Annotated in this window: 7 protein-coding genes; 5 read left to right on the top strand and 2 right to left on the bottom strand. The window is 62.8% G+C overall.

Going from position 1 to position 19,898, the window contains the following annotated elements:
- The 4 genes from ACTJK9_RS28820 to ACTJK9_RS28835 all read left to right on the top strand — a co-directional run.
- Nucleotides 1–4,464, top strand: a 4,464-nt coding sequence (locus ACTJK9_RS28820; protein ID WP_440817731.1) for an amino acid adenylation domain-containing protein, incomplete at its 5' end; no start/stop codon positions are given.
- Entirely contained in the window at nucleotides 4,461–12,761 is an 8,301-nt protein-coding gene (locus ACTJK9_RS28825) for an amino acid adenylation domain-containing protein (protein WP_440817734.1), read from the top strand. The genes ACTJK9_RS28820 and ACTJK9_RS28825, both read left to right, overlap by 4 nt.
- A 66-nt stretch (nucleotides 12,762–12,827) precedes the next feature.
- Nucleotides 12,828–13,976, top strand: a complete 1,149-nt coding sequence (gene macA, locus ACTJK9_RS28830; RefSeq protein WP_074687877.1) for a macrolide transporter subunit MacA — start codon at nucleotides 12,828–12,830, stop codon at nucleotides 13,974–13,976.
- 2 nt (nucleotides 13,977–13,978) lie between these two features.
- Complete coding sequence (locus tag ACTJK9_RS28835; protein WP_085667792.1) at nucleotides 13,979–15,934, top strand: MacB family efflux pump subunit; 1,956 nt, start codon at nucleotides 13,979–13,981, stop codon at nucleotides 15,932–15,934.
- 65 nt (nucleotides 15,935–15,999) lie between these two features.
- On the opposite strand, the gene ACTJK9_RS28840 is transcribed toward ACTJK9_RS28835, so the two are convergent.
- The gene (locus tag ACTJK9_RS28840) at nucleotides 16,000–16,770 is read right to left on the bottom strand and encodes a helix-turn-helix transcriptional regulator (protein ID WP_085613090.1); all 771 of its coding nucleotides are present in this window, start codon (nucleotides 16,768–16,770) and stop codon (nucleotides 16,000–16,002) included.
- A gap of 256 nt (nucleotides 16,771–17,026) precedes the next feature.
- Between ACTJK9_RS28840 and ACTJK9_RS28845 the strand changes: the two genes are divergently transcribed.
- Nucleotides 17,027–17,242, top strand: a complete 216-nt coding sequence (locus ACTJK9_RS28845; RefSeq protein WP_064595557.1) for a hypothetical protein — start codon at nucleotides 17,027–17,029, stop codon at nucleotides 17,240–17,242.
- Between the two features lie 27 nt (nucleotides 17,243–17,269).
- Here the strand turns inward: ACTJK9_RS28845 and ACTJK9_RS28850 are convergent, their stop codons facing one another.
- Nucleotides 17,270–19,852, bottom strand: a complete 2,583-nt coding sequence (locus ACTJK9_RS28850) for a bifunctional diguanylate cyclase/phosphodiesterase (protein ID WP_440817739.1) — start codon at nucleotides 19,850–19,852, stop codon at nucleotides 17,270–17,272.
- Nucleotides 19,853–19,898 lie beyond the last annotated feature (46 nt).

A 19,898-nucleotide genomic window follows, 5' to 3' on the forward strand; every position in this document is an offset into this window, starting at 1 on the left:
AAAGGCGTGATGGTCGAACACGCGACCCTGGAAAACCTTGTGCACTGGCACGCCGAAGCCTTCGACCTGCACGCCGGCAGCCACACCGCCAGCGTGGCCGGGCTCGGTTTCGATGCGATGGCGTGGGAAGTCTGGCCGGCGTTGTGCGTCGGCGCGACCCTGCACCTGCCGCCGGAATCGGTGAGCAACGAGCACCTGGACGAACTGCTCGACTGGTGGCGGGCGCAGCCGTTGCAGGTCAGCTTCCTGCCGACGCCGGTGGCCGAATATGCCTTCAGCCGCGGGCTGCAACACCCGACCTTGCGTACCTTGCTGATCGGCGGCGACAAGCTGCGGCAGTTCAACCGCGAACAGACTTTCGCGGTCATCAACAACTACGGCCCGACCGAGGCTACGGTGGTCGCGACGTCCGGCCCGGTCGAAGTTGGGCAACCGCTGCACATCGGCCGGCCGATTGCCAACGCCAAGGTCTATCTGCTGGATGAGCAGCAACGGCCCGTGCCGGTGGGCGTCACGGGCGAGTTGTATGTCGCAGGTGCGGGCGTGGCGCGGGGTTACCTCAACCGTCCCGATCTGACCGCCGAGCGCTTCCTGAATGATCCGTTCAACGAAGGACGCATGTACCGCACCGGCGACCTCGCACGCTGGTTGGCAGACGGCAACATCGAGTACCTGGGCCGCAACGACGATCAGGTCAAACTGCGCGGCGTACGGGTTGAACTGGGGGAAATCGAAGCGGCGCTGGCCAGCCATCCGGCGGTGCAGGACGCGGTGGCGCTGGTGCGCGACGGCCAGTTGCTGGTGTGGTTCACCGAGCGAGCCCCGACCGATATCGAAGCCCTGCGCAATCATCTGCAAACCCGTTTGCCGCAAGCCCTGATCCCGGCGGCTTACGTGCGCCTCGACGCCTTGCCCCTGACCGCCAACGGCAAACTCGACCGCAAGGCCTTGCCGGAGCCGGATCAGAACGCCTGGCTCAGCCGCGAATACGAAGCCCCGCAAGGCCCGGTGGAAACTGCGCTGGCGCAGATCTGGGCTGACGTTTTGAAACTGGAGCAGGTCGGACGCCACGACAACTTCTTCGAACTGGGTGGCCACTCGTTGCTGGCCGTAAGTCTGATCGAACGCCTGCGCCAGATCGGCCTCAACACCGACGTGCGCGTGCTGTTCAGCCAGCCAACTTTGGCTGCATTGGCCGTGGTGGTGGGCAGCGGTCGCGAAATCGAAGTGCCGGACAATCGCATTCCTGCCGACTGCGCCCACATCACCCCGGAGCTGCTGAGCCTGACCGAACTGGATCAGGCCAGCATCGATCGGATCGTGGCCAGCGTGCCGGGTGGCGCCGCCAACGTGCAGGACATTTATCCGCTGGCGCCGTTGCAGGAAGGCATCCTTTATCACCATTTGAGCGCGGAGCAGGGCGACCCGTACCTGCTGCAATCGCGGCTGACCTTCGACAGCCTCGAGCGTGTGGAAGCGTTCGCGGCAGCGCTGCGTCAGGTGATTGCGCGCCACGACATCCTGCGCACGGCGGTGATCTGGCAGAAGCTGGCCGAGCCGATGCAAGTGGTCTGGCGTCACGCAGACTTGCCGGTGCAGGAGATGGTGCTCGATCCGGCGGATGGCGACATCCTTGAGCAGTTGCACGAGCGTTTCGATGCCCGGCACTACCGCCTCGACATCAGTCAGGCACCGTTGCTGCGCCTGGTGTATGCCCGTGATCCGGCCCACGACCGGGTGGTCGCGATGTTGCTGTTCCACCATCTCGTGCTCGATCACACCGCGCTGGACGTGGTGCAACAGGAAATGCTCGCCTGCCTGCAAGGGCACGAAGCTTCGTTGGGCGCGGCCGTGCCTTACCGCAACTACGTGGCACAGGCGCGGCTGGGTGTCAGCGAGCAGGAGCACGAAGCGTTCTTCCGCGACATGCTCGGCGACATCGATGAGCCGACCCTGCCGTTCGGCTTGCAGGATGTGCAAGGTGACGGTAGTGGCATTGAGGAAACACAACAGACCCTGAACGCAGACACCGGCCAGCGTCTGCGCAGCCTCGCGCGGCAACTGGGCATCAGCGTGGCCAGCCTGTTCCACCTCGCGTGGGCGCAAGTGCTGGCCGCGACGTCCGGGCAGGAGTGTGTAGTGTTCGGCACGGTGCTGATGGGGCGGATGCAGGGCGGCGACGGGGCCGATCGGGCGCTGGGGATGTTCATCAACACCTTGCCGCTGCGGGTCGATCTGGGGGCAACTCCGGTGCGCGAAGGGGCTCGGGCGACGCATGCGCGGCTCAGTGCGCTGCTCGGTCATGAACACGCTTCGCTGGCACTGGCCCAGCGTTGCAGCGGTGTGGCCGCGCCGTCACCGCTGTTCAGTTCGATGCTCAACTACCGGCACAGCGCCGACGCGGCGCAACAGCAAAAGTTGCGTCAGGCCTGGCAAGGCATCGAGACCCTGAGCAGCGAAGAACGCACCAACTATCCGCTGAATCTGGGGGTCGATGATCTGGGCAGCGGGTTCGTGCTCACCGCCATGACCCCGGCGAGCATCGGCTCGCAGCGGATCTGCGACTACATGCAGACCGCGCTGGAGCAACTGGCGGATGCTCTGGAGCAGGCTCCGGATCAGCCGCTGAACCGCTTGCCGATCCTTGACGGCGCAGAACGTCAGCGGGTGCTTTACGACCTTAACGTCACCGGCACCGCCGACGATCTGGAGCAAACCGTTCACGCCATGTTCGAGGCGCAAGTGCAACGCACGCCGCAAGCCATCGCGTTGCAGGCCGGTGAGCAGCGGCTGACCTACGCCGAACTCAACGCACAGGCCAATCGCCTGGCCCATTACCTGCGTGAGCTGGGCGTGGGGCCGGATTCGCGGGTGGCAATCTGCGTCGAGCGCGGGCTGGGGCTGATCGTCGGACTGCTCGGCATTCTCAAGGCGGGTGGTGCCTATGTGCCGCTGGACCCGGCGTACCCGGCGGAACGTCTGGATTACATGCTCAAGGACAGCGCGCCGGTAGCGGTGCTGGTGCATGGGGCGACTCGCGCCTTGCTCGACGAGAGCACTGCGCGGGTGATCGATCTGGATCAGGCGCAATGGACATCCAACCCGGAGGACAACCCGCAAGTACCGGGCCTGAGCGCTTCGAACCTGGCTTACGTGATCTACACCTCCGGTTCGACCGGTGCGCCGAAAGGCGTGATGGTCGAGCATCGCGGCGTCGGCAATTTGCTGCACTGGAGTTCGCAGCTGTGTCCCGTCGTGACGGACGGCGCCCTGTTGCAGAAGACCCCGTTCAGTTTCGACGCCTCGGTCTGGGAGCTGTTCTGGCCGTTGAGTGCCGGGTTGCGTCTGGTGCTGGCGCGTCCCGACGGACACCGTGAACCGGCGTATCTGGCGCGGGTGATTCGCGAACAGCGGATCAGCGTGATCCAGTTCGTGCCGGTGCTGTTGCAACAGTTCCTCGAGCAGGACGATGTCAGCCAGTGCAGCAGCCTTACCGACGTGTTCTGTGGCGGCGGCGACCTGACGCCGGCGCTGGCTCGCCGTGTGCGCGAGCGTTTGCCGCAAGTGCGCTTGCACAACGTTTACGGCCCGACCGAAGCCACGGTCGACAGCACGGCGTGGACGCTGGAACCGTCGATGCCGGTGCCGGACAGCGCGTTGCCGATCGGACGGCCGATCAACAACACCCGTCTATATGTCCTCGATGCCGCTCAGCGGCCGGTGCCGATGGGCGTGATCGGTCAGTTGTTCATTGGTGGTGCCGGGGTTGCGCGGGGTTATCTGGGCCTGCCGCAATTGATGGCCGAACGGTTTATCCCTAGCCCGTTTGTGGCCGGCGACCGGTTGTACGCCACGGGCGACCTTGTGCGCTACCGCGCCGATGGCCAGCTCGAATTCATCGGGCGCAACGACTTCCAGGTCAAGCTGCGTGGCCTGCGTCTGGAACCGGGTGAGATCGAAGCGCAACTGCTCAGCCATCCAGCGCTGCGCGAAGTCGTGGTGCTGGTGCGTGAGGAGCGTCTGGTGGCGTACTTCACCTGGCTTGCCGACGCCGGGCAACCGGGGATCGAGGCGTTGCGCGAACACTTGCTGGCACGCTTGCCCGATTACATGGTGCCGTCGGCATTCGTCGCGCTCGACAGCCTGCCGCTGAGCCCCAACGGCAAGGTCGATCGCAAGGCGCTGCCCGCACCGGATTCGGCTGCAGTCAGCATTCGCGAATACGAAGCGCCGGTCGGCGAGATGGAAATCCTCCTCGCGGGACTGTGGTGCGAATTGCTCAAGGTCGAGCGCGTCGGGCGACAAGACCATTTCTTTGAGCTGGGTGGGCATTCGTTGCTGGCGGTCAGTCTGATCGGGCGCCTGCAACAGGCAGGTATCGAAGCCGATGTCCGGACGTTGTTCGAGCAACCGACTCTGGCTGGTTACGCAGCTATCACGGAAAGAATGGAGATCGTCCTGTGAGCCTGAATGAACTGTTGGTGACGCTGAAGACAAAAGACATCCAGTTGGCAATCACGGACGGACAATTAAGGGTCAATGGCAACAAGCAGGCCCTGAGTGAACCGGCCTTGCTGGCCGCATTGCGCGAGAACAAGCCGGCATTGATCGAGCTGATCGAGGCGGGCGGTTACTCGCCCGCACGGGAAGGGCAGGTTGCAGTGCCGGTCAATGGCATTTCACCGGGCACAACACGGGTCACCCCGGCGATGCTGACAATGGTTGACCTGAACCAGGACACCCTCGATCAAATTGTCGCGCAGATCCCTGGCGGCGGCGCCAATGTCCAGGACATCTATCCGCTGACGCCGTTGCAGGAGGGCATCCTCTACCACCACGCGAGCGCTGCACAGGGTGATCCGTATGTGATGCAGGCGAAATTCGCGTTCAGCGGGCCCGAGCGGTTTGAGGCATTCGTTCAGGCCCTGCAGACTGTCATCGAGCGCCACGACATTCTGCGCACCGCCATCGTCTGGGAAGGACTGGACACGCCGGTGCAGGTCGTCCTGCGAAGTGTCGAGTTGCCTTTGGAGAACGTGCAGCTTGATGCGGCTGAGGGCGATGTCCTTGAGCAGTTGCATGCGCGATTCGACGCCCGGCACTTTCGTCTCGACGTGACACGTGCGCCGCTATTGCGCCTGGCTCATGCCCGGGATGCAAAGGCCGGGCGTATCGTCGCGATATTGCTGTTTCACCACATGGCGATGGATCACTCGGCGCTCGCTGTGGTCAGCGAGGAAATGCAGGCGTGCCTGTCAGGACAGAGCACCAGACTGGGAGTGCCCGTACCGTTTCGCAATTATGTCGCCCAGGCGCGGCTAGGCATCAGCGAGTCCGAGCACGAGGCGTTTTTCCGCGAGATGCTCGGTGACATCGACGAGCCGACGTTGCCGTTCGGCCTGCAGGGCGTGCATGGCGACGGCAGCGACATCGAAGAGTGCGGTGTGCCACTTGACCCGTTGCTGGGGCAGCGCCTGCGAGCCAGTGCCCGCTCGCTCGGGGTGAGTGTCGCGAGTCTGTTCCATCTCGGCTGGGGGCAGGTCCTGAATGCACTCACCGGCAAGTCCGCCGTTGTGTTCGGTACCGTGCTGATGGGGCGGATGCAAGGGGCGGAGTCGACCGACCGCGCGTTGGGCATTTTCATCAACACCTTGCCGCTCCGGGTCGAGGTCAGCGCGCTGGCAGCGAGTGAGGCGGTGAAGGCCACCCAGGCACGTCTGACGAGCCTGATGCGCCATGAGCATGCCCCGCTGGTGCTGGCCCAGCGCTGCAGTGGGGTGGTCGGGTCATCGCCGCTATTCAGTTCGCTGCTCAACTACCGGCACAGCACCTCGAGTGCCAATGCCAGTGTCGAAGCACTCTCGGCCTGGGAGGGGATCAGCGTCCTGCATGCGGAGGAACGCACCAATTACCCGCTGACCTTGAGCATCGATGACTTTGGCGATCGCTTCAGCCTGACGCTGCTGGCCACCCGTGAAGTCGAGGCGCAGCGGATCTGCGGCTATATGTTGTGTGCCATGGAAAACCTGTTGCAGGCGCTGGAGCACGCGGCGGATACGCCGCTGAGTCAACTGTCGGTGTTGCCCGCCCCGGAGCGCGAACAGCTGTTGACGGGGTTCAACGCCAGCGATGTCGAATACGTTCGCGGACAGACAATTCATCAACGCTTCGAGGCGCAGGTCGTCGCGCGACCGCAAGCGCTGGCGGCGGTGCATCTGGACAAGCAACTGACGTTCCACGAACTGAACCGCCAGGCCAACCTTCTGGCGCATCGCTTGATCGATCTGGGTGTGCAGCCGGATGACCGGGTAGCCATCGTCGCCCGGCGAGGGCTGGATACCCTGGCCGGATTGCTCGCAGTCCTCAAGGCAGGCGCCGGGTATGTGCCGATCGACCCCGCGCATCCGGCCGAACGCTTGAATTATCTGCTGAGCGATTGCGAGCCAGTGGCGATTCTGACCTCAAGTGACCTGCTCGCACGGCTGCCGGGACAGGAGCTGCCGGTACTCGATCTTGATCCGCGCACCTGGCGCTCAGGCAATGACGCAAACCCGGTGGTACCAGGTCTGTCCGAGGCGAACCTGGCTTACGTGATCTACACCTCCGGCTCCACCGGTTTGCCCAAGGGCGTGATGGTCGAACACCAGACACTGGCCAATCTGGTCGACTGGCACTGCAACGCGTTTGACCTGTGTGCCGGCCGCCATACGTCGAGTCTGGCCGGGTTCGGCTTCGACGCGATGGCATGGGAAGTCTGGCCAGCTCTGTGCGTCGGCGCGACCCTGCACCTGGCGCCTGCGCAGGACGGCGGCGAAGACGTCGACGGGCTGCTGGCCTGGTGGTGCGCGCAACCGCTGGACGTGAGTTTCCTGCCGACGCCCGTCGCCGAATACGCCTTCAGCCGGCATCTCGAGCACCCGACATTGCGTACCCTGCTGATCGGCGGCGATCGCTTGCGTCAGTTTTCGCGCAATCAGCATTTCGATGTGATCAACAACTATGGCCCGACCGAAGCCACCGTAGTCGCTACGTCTGGACGGATCGAGGCGGGGGAGGCGCTGCACATCGGCAAACCGGTGAGCAATACCTCGGTGTACCTGCTCGACGAGCAACAGCGTCCGGTGCCGATCGGGGTGTCCGGCGAGCTGTATATCGGTGGCCGAGGCGTGGCGCGTGGTTACTTGAACCGTGCGCAACTGACCGCCGAACGCTTTCTGCCGGACCCCTTCAGTGAACGACCGAATGCGCGTATGTATCGCACCGGCGACCTTGCCCGCTGGCGCCGGGACGGGACGATCGAATACCTGGGGCGCAACGATGACCAGGTGAAAATCCGCGGCATGCGTATAGAACTGGGGGAAATCGAAAGCCGCCTGCACCAGCTTCCCGGCATTCAGGAAGCGGTGCTGCTGGCCCGTGAAGACGAGCCCGGACAACCACGGCTGGTCGCCTATTTCACCGAGCAGGCCCAGGTGCAGCCACTGGCTGTGGCGCAACTGCGCGAGCATTTGCTGGGCCAGTTGCCCGAGTACATGGTGCCGGTCGCGTTCGTCAGGCTCGACAGCTTGCCGTTGACCGCCAATGGCAAGCTCGATCGCAAGGCCTTGCCGTTACCGGAGCGCACGGCGCTGCTCACACGCGAGTACGAGGCGCCGCAAGGCGAGCTCGAATGCACGCTGGGGCAGATCTGGGCCGAAATTCTGCAGGTCGAACGGATAGGGCGTCAGGATCATTTCTTTGAGTTGGGCGGCCATTCGTTGCTGGCCATGCGCATGGTCGCGCAAGTGCGTCAACGGCTGGGTGTGGAGCTTGCGCTCGGCGAGTTGTTCGCCAATGCCGAGCTGGCGTCGGTGGCGCAGTCGCTTGCCCAGGCCGGACGCTCGACGCAGCCGCCGATCCTGCCGGTGCCACGCGAAGGCGCATTGCCGCTGTCGTTTTCCCAGCAGCGCTTCTGGTTTCTGGCGCAGATGGAAGGTGCCAACACCGCTTACAACATTCCGATCGGTCTGCGTCTGCGCGGTATGCTCGACGCCGATGCGCTACAGCGGGCACTGGCCCGGATTGTCGCCCGCCACGAAAGCCTGCGCAGCCGTTTCACGCCGTACAACGGCGAAGCCCAGGTGCTGATTACTCCGCCCGACAGCGGTGTGCTGCTGCGGGTCGAGGACCTGCGCCAGCACCCGCAGGCCGATGAAGCCTTGCAGGCGCTGATTCAGGGGGAAGCTTCCGGCCCGTTCGACTTGCAGGATGATCCGTTGATTCGCGGACGGCTGGTGCGTATGGCCGACGATCACCATGTGTTGCTGATCACCTTGCATCACATCATCTCCGACGGTTGGTCGATGGAGGTGCTGACCCGCGAGCTGATGGCGTTGTATCAGGCTTTCAGTCAGGGGTTGGCGGACCCTTTGCCGCCGCTGGCGTTGCAATACACCGACTATGCCGTCTGGCAGCGACGCTGGCTGAGCGGGGAGGTTTTGCAGCGCCAGAGCGATTATTGGCAACGCACGCTGGCCGATGCGCCAGCCTTGCTGACGTTGCCTGCCGACCGACCGCGACCACCGCAACAGGATTACGCCGGCAGCAGCGTCGAAGTGTGCCTGGACGAGCGCTTGAGCGCCGGCCTCAAAGCCTTGAGCCAGCGCCATGGCGTGACGCTGTACATGACGATGCTGAGCGCGTGGGCGATGCTGCTCAGTCGTTTGGCCGGGCAATCGGACGTGGTGGTCGGCTCGCCGGTGGCCAACCGTTTCCGGGCCGAAATCGACGGATTGATCGGGTTGTTCGTCAATACCCTGGCGTTACGCATTGATACTTCCGGTGAGTTGAGCACCGAAGCGCTGCTGGCGCGGGTCAAGGCGCTGACCCTGCAGGCCCAGGCCCATCAGGACCTGCCCTTCGAGCAAGTGGTGGAAATCGCCCGACCGGCCCGCAGTCTGGCCCACAGCCCGCTGTTCCAGAGCATGTTCAACTGGCGCAACAGCGACGGGCCGGTATTGGCGCTGGGGGATCTGACCCTGGAAGCGGTGGCGGAGCCGAGTCACTTCGCCAAGTTCGACCTGACCCTGACCCTGGGTGAATCGCCCAACGGGATAAATGGCTGGATGGAGTACGCCACAGCGCTCTTCGATGAGGCGACGGCACGGCGTTATGTCGGTTATTTCCAGCGCTTGTTGCAGGCCATGGTCAACAACGACCAGGCAGTGCTGGAACACGCGCAGATAATCGAGGATCAGGAACGCACGCAGTTGCTCGACGAATTCAACGCCACCGCACGGGATTGTCCGCAAGTGCTTACCGTGCACCGGGTCTTCGAGATGCAGGCCGCCGAGCATCCGCAAGCCGTTGCCGCGGTGCACGGGACGCAGGTGTTGAGTTACGCAGAACTGAACCGCAGCGCCAACGGCCTGGCTCATCATCTCATCGCTCAAGGTGTGCAGCCCGGCGATCATGTGGCGATTCTGTTGCCACGCTCGCTGGAACTGTTGATCGCGCAGTTGGCGATCATCAAGTGTGCGGCGGCCTATGTGCCGCTGGACATCAACGCACCCGCCGAGCGTCAGGCATTCATGGTGCAGGATTGTCAGGCGGTCGCGCTGTTGACCGGCAGCGATCAGGCCATCGAGTACCCGGTGCGACGAATGGATCTGGATACCCTGGCGCTTGCCGGGAGCCCTTCGCACAACCCGGATCTGCCTCAGTCCTCGCAGGCGCTGGCGTACATCATGTACACCTCGGGCTCCACGGGCACGCCGAAGGGGGTCATGGTGCCGCATCGCGGCATTACCCGCCTTGTGATCGATTGCGGCTACGCCGATTTCAACCCGAGGGACCGGGTGGCATTCGCTTCGAACCCGGCGTTCGACGCGAGCACCATGGATATCTGGGGCGCCTTGCTCAACGGTGGCCAGGTGGCCGTGATCGATCATGGGATTTTGCTCGACCCACAGGCATTCGGCCGGGAGCTGAGCCGGTGCGGGGCCACGATCCTCTTCGTCACCACCGCGTTGTTCAATCAGTACGTGCAATTGATTCCCGAAGCGCTCAAAAGGCTGCGCATCCTGCTGTGCGGTGGGGAGCGTGGCGATCCGGCAGCGTTTCGAAAGCTGCTCGCCGAAGCACCGGACCTGCGCCTGGTGCATTGTTATGGCCCGACCGAAACCACGACGTACGCCACCACCTTCGAAGTGCGTGAGGTGGCGCCGGATGCGGACAGCGTTTCGATTGGCGGCCCCATCGGCAATACCCGCGTGTATGTGCTGGATAACCGGCAACAACCGGTGCCGTTCGGCGTCACCGGTGAGTTGTACATCGGTGGTCAGGGGGTTGCGCTGGGCTATCTGAATCGGCCTCAACTGAGTGCCGAGAAATTCCTCCGGGATCCGTTCAGCGACAACCCGCAAGCCTTGATGTATCGCACGGGCGACCTGGTCCGCTGGCAGGCGCCGGGGCGACTGGAATGTATCGGCCGCAATGATGACCAGGTGAAGATTCGTGGCTTCCGCATTGAGCTCGGAGAAATCGAAAACCGCCTCTTGAGCTGTCCGGGGGTCAAGGAAGCGGTGGTCCTGGCCCGACGCGACGGACAGGAGCCAACGCGGCTGGTGGCCTATTACACGGCGCACGATCCTGCATTGCAGAGCGCTACTCTGCGCGCACTGCTGCAAGCCAGGTTACCGGAGTACATGGTGCCGAGCGCCTGGGTGGCGATGGCGAGCCTGCCGCTGAACAACAACGGCAAGGTCGATCGCAAAGCCTTGCCGGCGCCGACACACCAAGCGCTGGTCATGCGTGACTATGAAGCGCCGGCCAATCCTCTTGAGGAATCACTGGCCGGGCTCTGGGCGCAAGTGTTGCAAGTCGACCGGGTAGGCCGCCATGACAACTTCTTCGAACTGGGCGGGCATTCGCTGCTGGCGGTGCGGCTCGTCGATCTGATGCAGAAGGCCAACAGGCCGATTTCGTTGGCCGAGCTGTTCCAGCATCCAACTGTCGAGTCTGCTGCCACGCTGTTATGCCAGCGCGATGACGCTGCGCAGCGCCATGACGGCGTGGTCGTGGTGCGGGCAAGCGAGCGGGGCACGCCGTTGTTCCTGGTGCATGAGTTCAGTGGTCGGGACCTGTATTTCCCGGCGCTGGGCCTGCACATCGGCGGCGAGTTCCCGATTTACGGCTTGCCGGGTATCGATCCCGGTATGGCGCAACTGCGCACCATGGAATGCCTGGCAACCCGGCTGGTCGAGGTGATCCGCGCCAGACAACCCCACGGCCCCTATCGGCTTGCCGGCTGGTCGTTCGGTGGCGTGCTGGCTTATGAAATCGCGGCGCAACTGCTCGGGATGGACGAGTCAGTGGCGTTTGTCGGGCTGATCGACTCCTACGTGCCACGTCTGGCCGATCCGGATAAGGCGCTGTGGAACGATGCACATGTACACAAGCGCCAATTGCTTCTGCATTGCACGGCGCATTGGGCCGGACGCGAGACGCAGGGGCAGCAGGCACTGGCGCGTTTGGCCGTGTTGCAGACCGAACTTGAGCAGTGGGCGTTCGCCGATTTGTTCAACCATTGTCACGAACAGCAGTTGCTCAGACCCGAGCTGGCGGCTGTCTCGTCGGCGGATGCCTGGCATTACCTCGACCGGGAAGTGGCCCACGGGCATGCGTTGGCGCATTACCGGATCAACCCGATCGGCCTGCCGTTGCATCTGCTGCGTGCCACGGAGCGTTCGGCGCAAATGTCACGACTCAGCGCCACGCGCGGTTGGGCTGAAGAATTGCCAGGTGCCGAGTTGCACTGCATCGACGTACCGGGCGATCACCAGAGCATGATGAAAGCACCGCACGTTCAGGCTCTGGGGCAGGCCCTGACTAAGGCGCTGGAAACGGCAACTGCGCCCGCGCCAACGGCGTATCAGCCGATCCTGACCATTCAGACCGGTCACACCGGGCATGCACCTATTTTCTGCGTGCCGGGTGCCGGCGACAGTGTTACCGGGTTCCTCCACCTGACCGAGGCGCTGGGGCCGGAGTGGCCGATTCATGGGCTGCAACCCCGAGGCCTCGACGGCGCGACGGTGCCGCACAGCCGGGTCGAAAGCGCCGCCACGTTCTACCTGCGGGCGCTTGAGCAGTTGTATCCGCAAGGGCCGGTGCATCTGATCGGGCATTCATTCGGTGGCTGGGTGGCTTACGCCATGGCGGCGCAGTTGCAGGCGGCGGGGCGCGAAGTGGCATCCCTGACGCTGATCGACAGTGAATCGCCGGGCGGCAACAGTGTGGTGGGCAAGCCTTACACCACGACGGCGGCGTTGTTGCGGCTGATCGAGTCGCTGCAACTGTCCAGCGGCAAGTCTCTGGGCATCGATGCGCTGACCTTCGCCGAAGCCGACGACAGCACGCAAATGCGCTTGCTGCACGAGGGGATGGTGCGCGCGGGTGTGCTGTCGGAACGCGCGTCACTCGATGCGATGCAGGGCCCGGTGCGCACGTTCGCCACCGCACTGCGTACGGTCTATCGGCCGGCGCTGGCCTACACCGGTCCGGTGCGTCTGGCGCTGGTGGACGACCCGACGCTGGACGCCTCGGGCAACCAGCGCGAACAGGCGGCGATGCTCGAAGGCTGGCAGCGTGAGGCCAGGGATCTGGCGGTGTGGTACGGCCCGGGCAACCACTTCACGATCCTCAAGGCGCCCAACGTCTTCAGTCTTGCAGCGTGGTGGCATGACGGGCTGACGGTGGCGGCGGGGCAAGTGTTGTCCTGATTGAAGTTTTTATCCTGGAACCCGGCCGCTGGCCGGGCTCAACCCTGAACGGAATTGTGGTCATTTATGGAACAGTCGAAGGTGCGCAAAGTCGGTCTGGGAATCGCGTTGACGCTGGTGGCCGGGTTGGTGTTCTACACGGTGCAGGCGCCGGCCGAGGCACCGCAATACCTGACCGCCACGGTCGAACGCGCTGACATTGAAAACGCAGTGCTGGCCACCGGTTTGCTGGAGGGCATCAAGCAGGTGGACGTCGGCGCCCAGGTTTCGGGGCAGTTGAAGTCGCTGAAGGTCAAGGTCGGCGACAAGGTCAAGAAGGGCCAGTGGCTGGCGGAAATCGATCCGTTGGTGCTGCAGAACACCCTGCGTCAGGCACAGGTCGATGAGGAGAATCTGCAAGCCCAGCGCCGGGCGACTCAGGCTCAACTGCGCCAGACCAAGGCCATCTACGAGCGCTATCAGAACCTGCAGGAGGACGCCTCGATCTCGCGGCAGGATTTCGAAACCGCGCAATCGAACTACGAGGTGCAGCAGGCCAATCTGTTGTCGCTGGATGCACAGATCAAGAGCGCACACATCCAGATCGACACCGCCAAGGTCAATCTGGCCTACACGCGGATCGTCGCGCCCATCGACGGCGATGTGGTGGGCATCGTGACCCAGGAAGGCCAGACCGTGATCGCCAACCAGCTGGCACCGATCCTGCTCAAACTGGCGGACCTGGACACCATGACCGTAAAGGCTCAGGTGTCGGAGGCCGATGTCATTCACATTGCACCGGGGCAGGAGGTGTACTTCACCATTCTTGGTGAGGACAAACGTTATTACGGCAAACTGCGCGGCACTGAGCCTGCGCCGCAGAACTTCCTCGAAACCCCGCCCGCCGGCACGCCGAAGCAGAACACTGCGGTGTTCTATAACGCGCTGTTCGAGGTGCCGAATCCCGATCACCGTTTGCGTATTTCCATGACCGCTCAGGTGCGGGTGGTGCTCGACACCGCCAAATCGGTGCTGACGATTCCGGTCGCCGCGCTGGGCCCACGCAACAGCGATGGCAGCTTCCCGGTGCGGGTGCTGGACGCCAAGGGCCAGGCGCAGTCGCGCAATGTGCAGACCGGGATCAACAACAATGTCAAGGTGCAGGTCAACGAAGGCCTGGCCGAAGGCGACCGGGTGGTGATCGGTGATCCGGTGACGAAAGTGGCAGGGGCATGAGCATGAGCGAACCTCTGCTGCAACTGACCGGCATCAGCCGCAGCTTCACGGCTGGCGATCGCGAATTCCTCGCGCTGAAGAACATCAACCTGACGATCAATGCCGGGGAAATGGTCGCGATCATCGGCGCCTCGGGCTCCGGCAAATCGACCCTGATGAACATCCTCGGCTGCCTCGATTACGCCACAGCCGGCAGCTACAGGATCAACGGCCGGGAAACCCGCGATCTGGACAGCCAGGCGCTGGCCGAACTGCGTCGCGACTATTTCGGCTTCATCTTCCAGCGCTACCACTTGCTGCCGCACTTGAGTGCGATGCACAACGTCGAGATGCCGGCAATCTACGCCGGCACGCCAGAACCACAACGCCATGCGCGAGCCCGTGAATTGTTGGCGCGCCTAGGGCTGGAGGGGCACCTGACCCATCGCCCGAGCCAACTCTCGGGTGGTCAGCAGCAGCGGGTGAGTATCGCCCGGGCCTTGATGAACGGCGGCGAAGTGATCCTCGCGGACGAGCCGACCGGCGCCCTCGACACCACCAGTGGCAAGGAGGTGATGCGCATCCTGCTGGAGCTGCACGCGGCCGGGCACACGGTGATTCTGGTGACCCATGACCCCAAGGTCGCGGCCAATGCCGAGCGCATCATTGAGGTCAGTGACGGCGAAATTCTCAGCGACCGCCGCAACGAGCGCGACAGCACGGCATTGAGCAATGAGGACGCGGTCCCCAAATCCACGGGGGCGCGGCGTCTGGTGGCCAGCCTCGGGTTGTTCAAGGAGGCCTTCAACATGGCCTGGGTCGCGCTGATCTCGCATCGCATGCGCACCCTGCTGACCATGCTTGGGATCGTCATCGGCATCACCTCGGTGGTGTCGATTTCGGCCATCGGGGAAGGGGCCAAGCGCTATGTGCTCAAGGACATTCAGGCCATCGGCAGCAACACCATCGATATCTATTCCGGCACCAGTTTCGGCGACAGCCGTTCGGCGGCCATCGAAACCCTGGTGCCGGCGGATGTGACGGCGCTCAACCAGCTGTATTACGTCGACAGCGCCACGCCGGTGGTCGGGCGCAATCTGTTGCTGCGCTATCGCAACATCGATCTCGATGCCCAGGTCAACGGCGTCAGCGATCTGTACTTCCAGGTGCGCGGAATCAAGATGGAGTCGGGCATTGCGTTCAGTGAAAACGATGCCCGACGCCAGGCTCAGGTGGTGGTGATCGATCACAACACCCGCCAACGGTTATTCGGCGAGGGAGTCGATCCGCTGGGGCAGGTGATCCTGATCGGCAACCTGCCGTGCACCGTGATCGGTGTGGCGGCAGAAAAGAAGAACATCTTCTCGTCGAGCAAGTCGCTCAACGTCTGGGTGCCTTACGAAACCGCAGCCGGTCGACTGTTGGGCCAGCGCTACCTGGACAGCATCAGCGTGCGGATCAAGGACGGCCAACCGAGCAAGGTCGTGGAAGACAACGTCAACAAACTGATGCTGCAGCGCCACGGCACCAAGGATTTCTTCACCAACAACCTCGACAGCGTCATGCAGACGGTGCAGAAAACCAGCCGCTCACTGGCGCTGTTGCTGTCGCTGATTGCAGTGATTTCGCTGGTGGTCGGCGGCATCGGGGTGATGAACATCATGCTGGTGTCGGTCACCGAACGGACCCGCGAGATCGGTATCCGAATGGCGGTCGGGGCGCGGCAGTCGGACATTCGTCAGCAGTTTCTGGTGGAGGCGGTGATGGTCTGTCTGCTGGGCGGGGCGATTGGAATCTCGTTGAGTTACGCCATCGGCCACCTGTTTTCGCTGTTCATCAAGGAATGGGAAATGGTGTTCTCGTTGAGCTCGGTGTTGACGGCGGTGATCTGCTCGACGCTGATCGGCATCGTGTTCGGCTTTGTGCCGGCGCGCAATGCATCGCGGCTCGACCCGATCGAGGCGTTGGCGCGGGACTGACCGGCGGGCATGAAAAAACCGCCGTCCCTGGTTGGACGGCGGTTTTTTTACAGGTGCGTGATCGATCAGGCCGCGTTGGACGGGTCGCAGGCGGCCGGACAGTCTTCAGGTGAATACATCCAGCGCATCAGCGAATGGCGGCCGCTGATCCCCAGCTTGATGGCGGCGCGCTTGAGGTAGCTCTCGACGGTATTGACCTTCAGTTGCAACTGCTCGGCCAGTTCAGGCGCGGTGCGGCCGGCCAGCAGACCGACGCACACTTCCAGTTCACGGTTGGACAGGCTCAGGCCCAGTTGCTGCACGCGCTCGCAAAAACGCAGGCGCAGGGTCTCCAGGCCTTGAAGCGATGCTTCGGTCGCTGCGGCTTGCACTTCGGGATCCGCACTCGCCGGTTGCAGCGCGTGGATGTGCTTTTCCACCATCGGCAGCAACACCGGGGAGATGTCCTGCAACAGACTGCGCTCCCGGGCGGAAAACCGCTTCGACGGGCCGCAGCGGTACACCGAAATCACATAACGATAACCGTCCTTGCGCCGGGTCAGGTGCAACTGCGAAGCATCGGTGACCGTGGAGGGTTCGGGGGCGGGCACGTCACTGTTGCCGGGATCGGTGCTCAGTTCGGAGTACACCGTCTCGGCCGTCAGTGCCGCCTCTTTGGGGCATTCCGGCTCGGTGCGCGGTTGCGTACGTGCGACCGGCTCCACGCGCATCTGCCGGATATGCGTGGCGTCCACGGCCAGTTGGGTGAGGATCAGGTCGTGCAGCATTCGCGGAAAATGCCGGCTGCCGGTGCTGGCGATGACTTTGCCGATGTGAGGGAACAGGTGTGAGTTCATGTGTTTCATCCATGAGTAGCAATGGGGGAATTGCGCTTTCCCGAGTCTCCGGCGGATGTCCTTGGCCGGCGACCACAAATCGGGAAATTTGGATCCTATCCTAGTACAACGTTTGAGCGACCGTTTAATGAAGGGGTTATTAGCTCATAACCAACATTCAGTGGCCGCCACCCGGTCGGCTTCCATTCGTCGAATGCGTAGAACGACGCAGAAGCAGCACGGCTCTACCGGGTGTCATCTTAGCGAGACATTCGAAATGTACGATCAGCGCAAGAAAGAGTCACTGTCGGCATGGCGCAAGCTGGCGACACAATCGCAAGAGCCGTTCGATCCGCAGGACCAATATGACGACTTGCTCAAGGGGGCCGACGACATGCTGGAACAGGGGCTCATCAGCAACGCCGAATGGCGTCAGTTGGTGCGCGATGCGGGCAACGTGTTTACCCGCAACGAGGCGGGGGCAAGCGGATGAAGCGCAAACCAGGTGCCGGCCGACGAGTCAAAGACGCCCCGTGGCCTGCAAGAGACGCGCGAACGCCGTCTTGTCGATGGGCCGGCTCATGAAATATCCCTGCACTTCGTTGCATTGATCCTTGCCGAGAATGGCCAGTTGCTCTTCGGTCTCGACGCCTTCGGCCGTGACGTTCAGGCCCATGGCCTTGCCCAGCCCGATGATGGCTTGCACCACCGCACGATCATTGCTGCCGGTGCTGATGGACGCGATGAAGCGCTTGTCGATCTTGATGCCATCGAACGGATAGGCACGCAAGTAGCCCAGCGAGGAGTAGCCGGTGCCGAAATCATCCATGTTCAACCGCACGCCCAGTTCTTTGAGTGCGTTCATGGTCGTCAGCGCACCGTCGGTGTCGTTGAGCATGACGTTTTCGGTGATCTCCAGTTCCAGGCGACTGGCTGGAAAACGGGTTTCGACCAGCACTTCGCGCACGTCCTGGACGACGTCGCTCAGTGCAAACTGGGCAGGGGAGAGGTTCACCGACAAGAGGATTTCTTCAGGCCATGTCAGGGCGGTCTGGCAGGCTTCGCGCAGTACCCAGCGACCGAGGGGGACGATCAGGTCCGTCTGCTCCGCCAAGGGAATGAACAGATCGGGACCGAGCAGCCCTTTCGTCGGATGCTGCCAGCGCACCAGGGCTTCAACCGAAACGATTTGCTTGCCGTCCACCTTGTAACGCGGCTGATAGTGCAGCACCAGCTCGTTGTCTTTCAGCGCCTTGCGCAAGTCGTCTTCCAGTTGCCGGCGCGTCTGGATCTGGTCGCTCATGTGCGCTTCGAAATAGCACCAGGTGTTCTTGCCTTCCGACTTGGCCTGGTAGAGCGCGATGTCGGCGCAGCGAATCAGCTCTGCGGCTTCGAAGCCGTGGCGCCGGCTCAGGGTGATGCCGATGCTGGCACCGATGTGCAACGGATGATGCTCGAACATCACCGGCTCATGCAGACTGCCGATCAGGCGTGTGCAGAACCTGTCGATTTCCTGATGCGAGTCCATGCCACTGAGTACGACGACGAACTCGTCGCCTCCGAGCCGCGCAACAATGTCGTGATCCCGTGTGCATTCGCGCAGGCGTCTGGCGACTTCCTGCAGGACCGCATCACCGGCAGGATGGCCCAGTGAGTCATTGATCGGCTTGAAGTTGTCCAGATCGATCATCAGCAATGACAGGGGCGCGGCATGCTCCTTGAGTTGCAGGGCTTCTTCCAGGTAGCGCGCCAGCTTGTTGCGGTTGGGCAACCCCGTCAGCGCGTCGTGCATGGACAGGTGCTGGATCTGTGCATGGGCGGCGACTTCATCGGTGATGTCGCTGGCGGTGCCGCGATAACCGACGATGCAATGGTTTTCGACGATCGGCCGGGCGGACAGCCGGCAATAGCGTTGTTGCCCTGTTTCATCGCGATAGGTACAGCGCAGGTCACTGGCGTTGACCTCTTCGTTCAGTTTCTTGAGCCACAGCTCCAGCGGCGTGGTATCGCAAAACAGTAACTGCATGATGTCCTGTCCCAGCCACTGCTCACGTGGATAGCCGGTCACGGTACTGAAGCGCGCCGAGAGATACGTGAGAGACAGATGCCGGTCGATTTCCCAGATCCAGTCGGAGGCCGCTTCAGCCACGGCGCGAAAACGCTCCTCGCTGGCCTCGAGGGCCTGATTGGCCGCTTGCATTGCCTGGTGTGAGGTCTGCATTGCTTCCAGGCTGTTGTCCACGTACTTCGACGAACGCAAGGCATGCCGGAAAAAGTAACCGGTCAACAGCATGAGAATGAGCAAAATGCTGCCAAGCGTGGGCAGCAATGACCACAACAACCGTTGCCCCGGCCGCTCCAGGTCAGCGACCAGGCTGTAACCGGTACTGTCCAGCGGCACTCTGGGCTGGCCTGCTTCGATGGTTTCATCCAGGGCAAGAGTCAGGTTGTTCAGGCCGAAGCCGCTGCCGATCTTTCGCAGTTTGGCTGGCGTCAGCTTGTCGACGAATACCAGCACAGAGGTGTTACGGGGTTCTTCGGTGGGGCGCTCGTCATTGGGAATGATGGCCGCCGCCGTCACCAGCGCCGGCCAGTCTTCAAACAACGAATAGGTATTGACCGGCCTGGTGAGGTCGCTTTGCAGTTGTACCTGGTCGACCAGCGCAGTGGCGGACGCCTGGAGAAAACTGGAGATATTTGCTTCGATCAACTGGCCGCGCACCACCGCATATTTGGTCTGTTCCCGGTTCAGGACAAATACGCCGTCATAGCCATCGCTGGTGAACAGGGTTTTGCCCAGGTTCTGTTCAACGTAGGCCCAGTCTGTGTCGACCTGACCGCTCAGATGCTCATAGGCCGTCGTCCAGTAGGCGTAACTGGTGATGTAGTTTTTTGATGCGAGGATGCGGTTTTCCAGTGCTCGGGTCGTATAGAACAGGTTGTCGTTCACATCGTCATCATCGAGCCGCGCCGCAATACTTAACAGGGCACCGACTGCCGTGATGACTCCGGCAACGAACAGCGCGCCTACGGCAAACGCCAGACGCCGGGTGGCGGTACGTTGCGGCGAGGGGAGCGGGGCCGCATGAGTTGAATAGTCCATTCGCTCATCCTTGATCCGTTATTACGGCATCTAGAACACGTGGATC

The organism is Pseudomonas sp. 22082, from assembly GCF_052046055.1.
Classification (GTDB): domain Bacteria; phylum Pseudomonadota; class Gammaproteobacteria; order Pseudomonadales; family Pseudomonadaceae; genus Aquipseudomonas; species Aquipseudomonas pharyngis.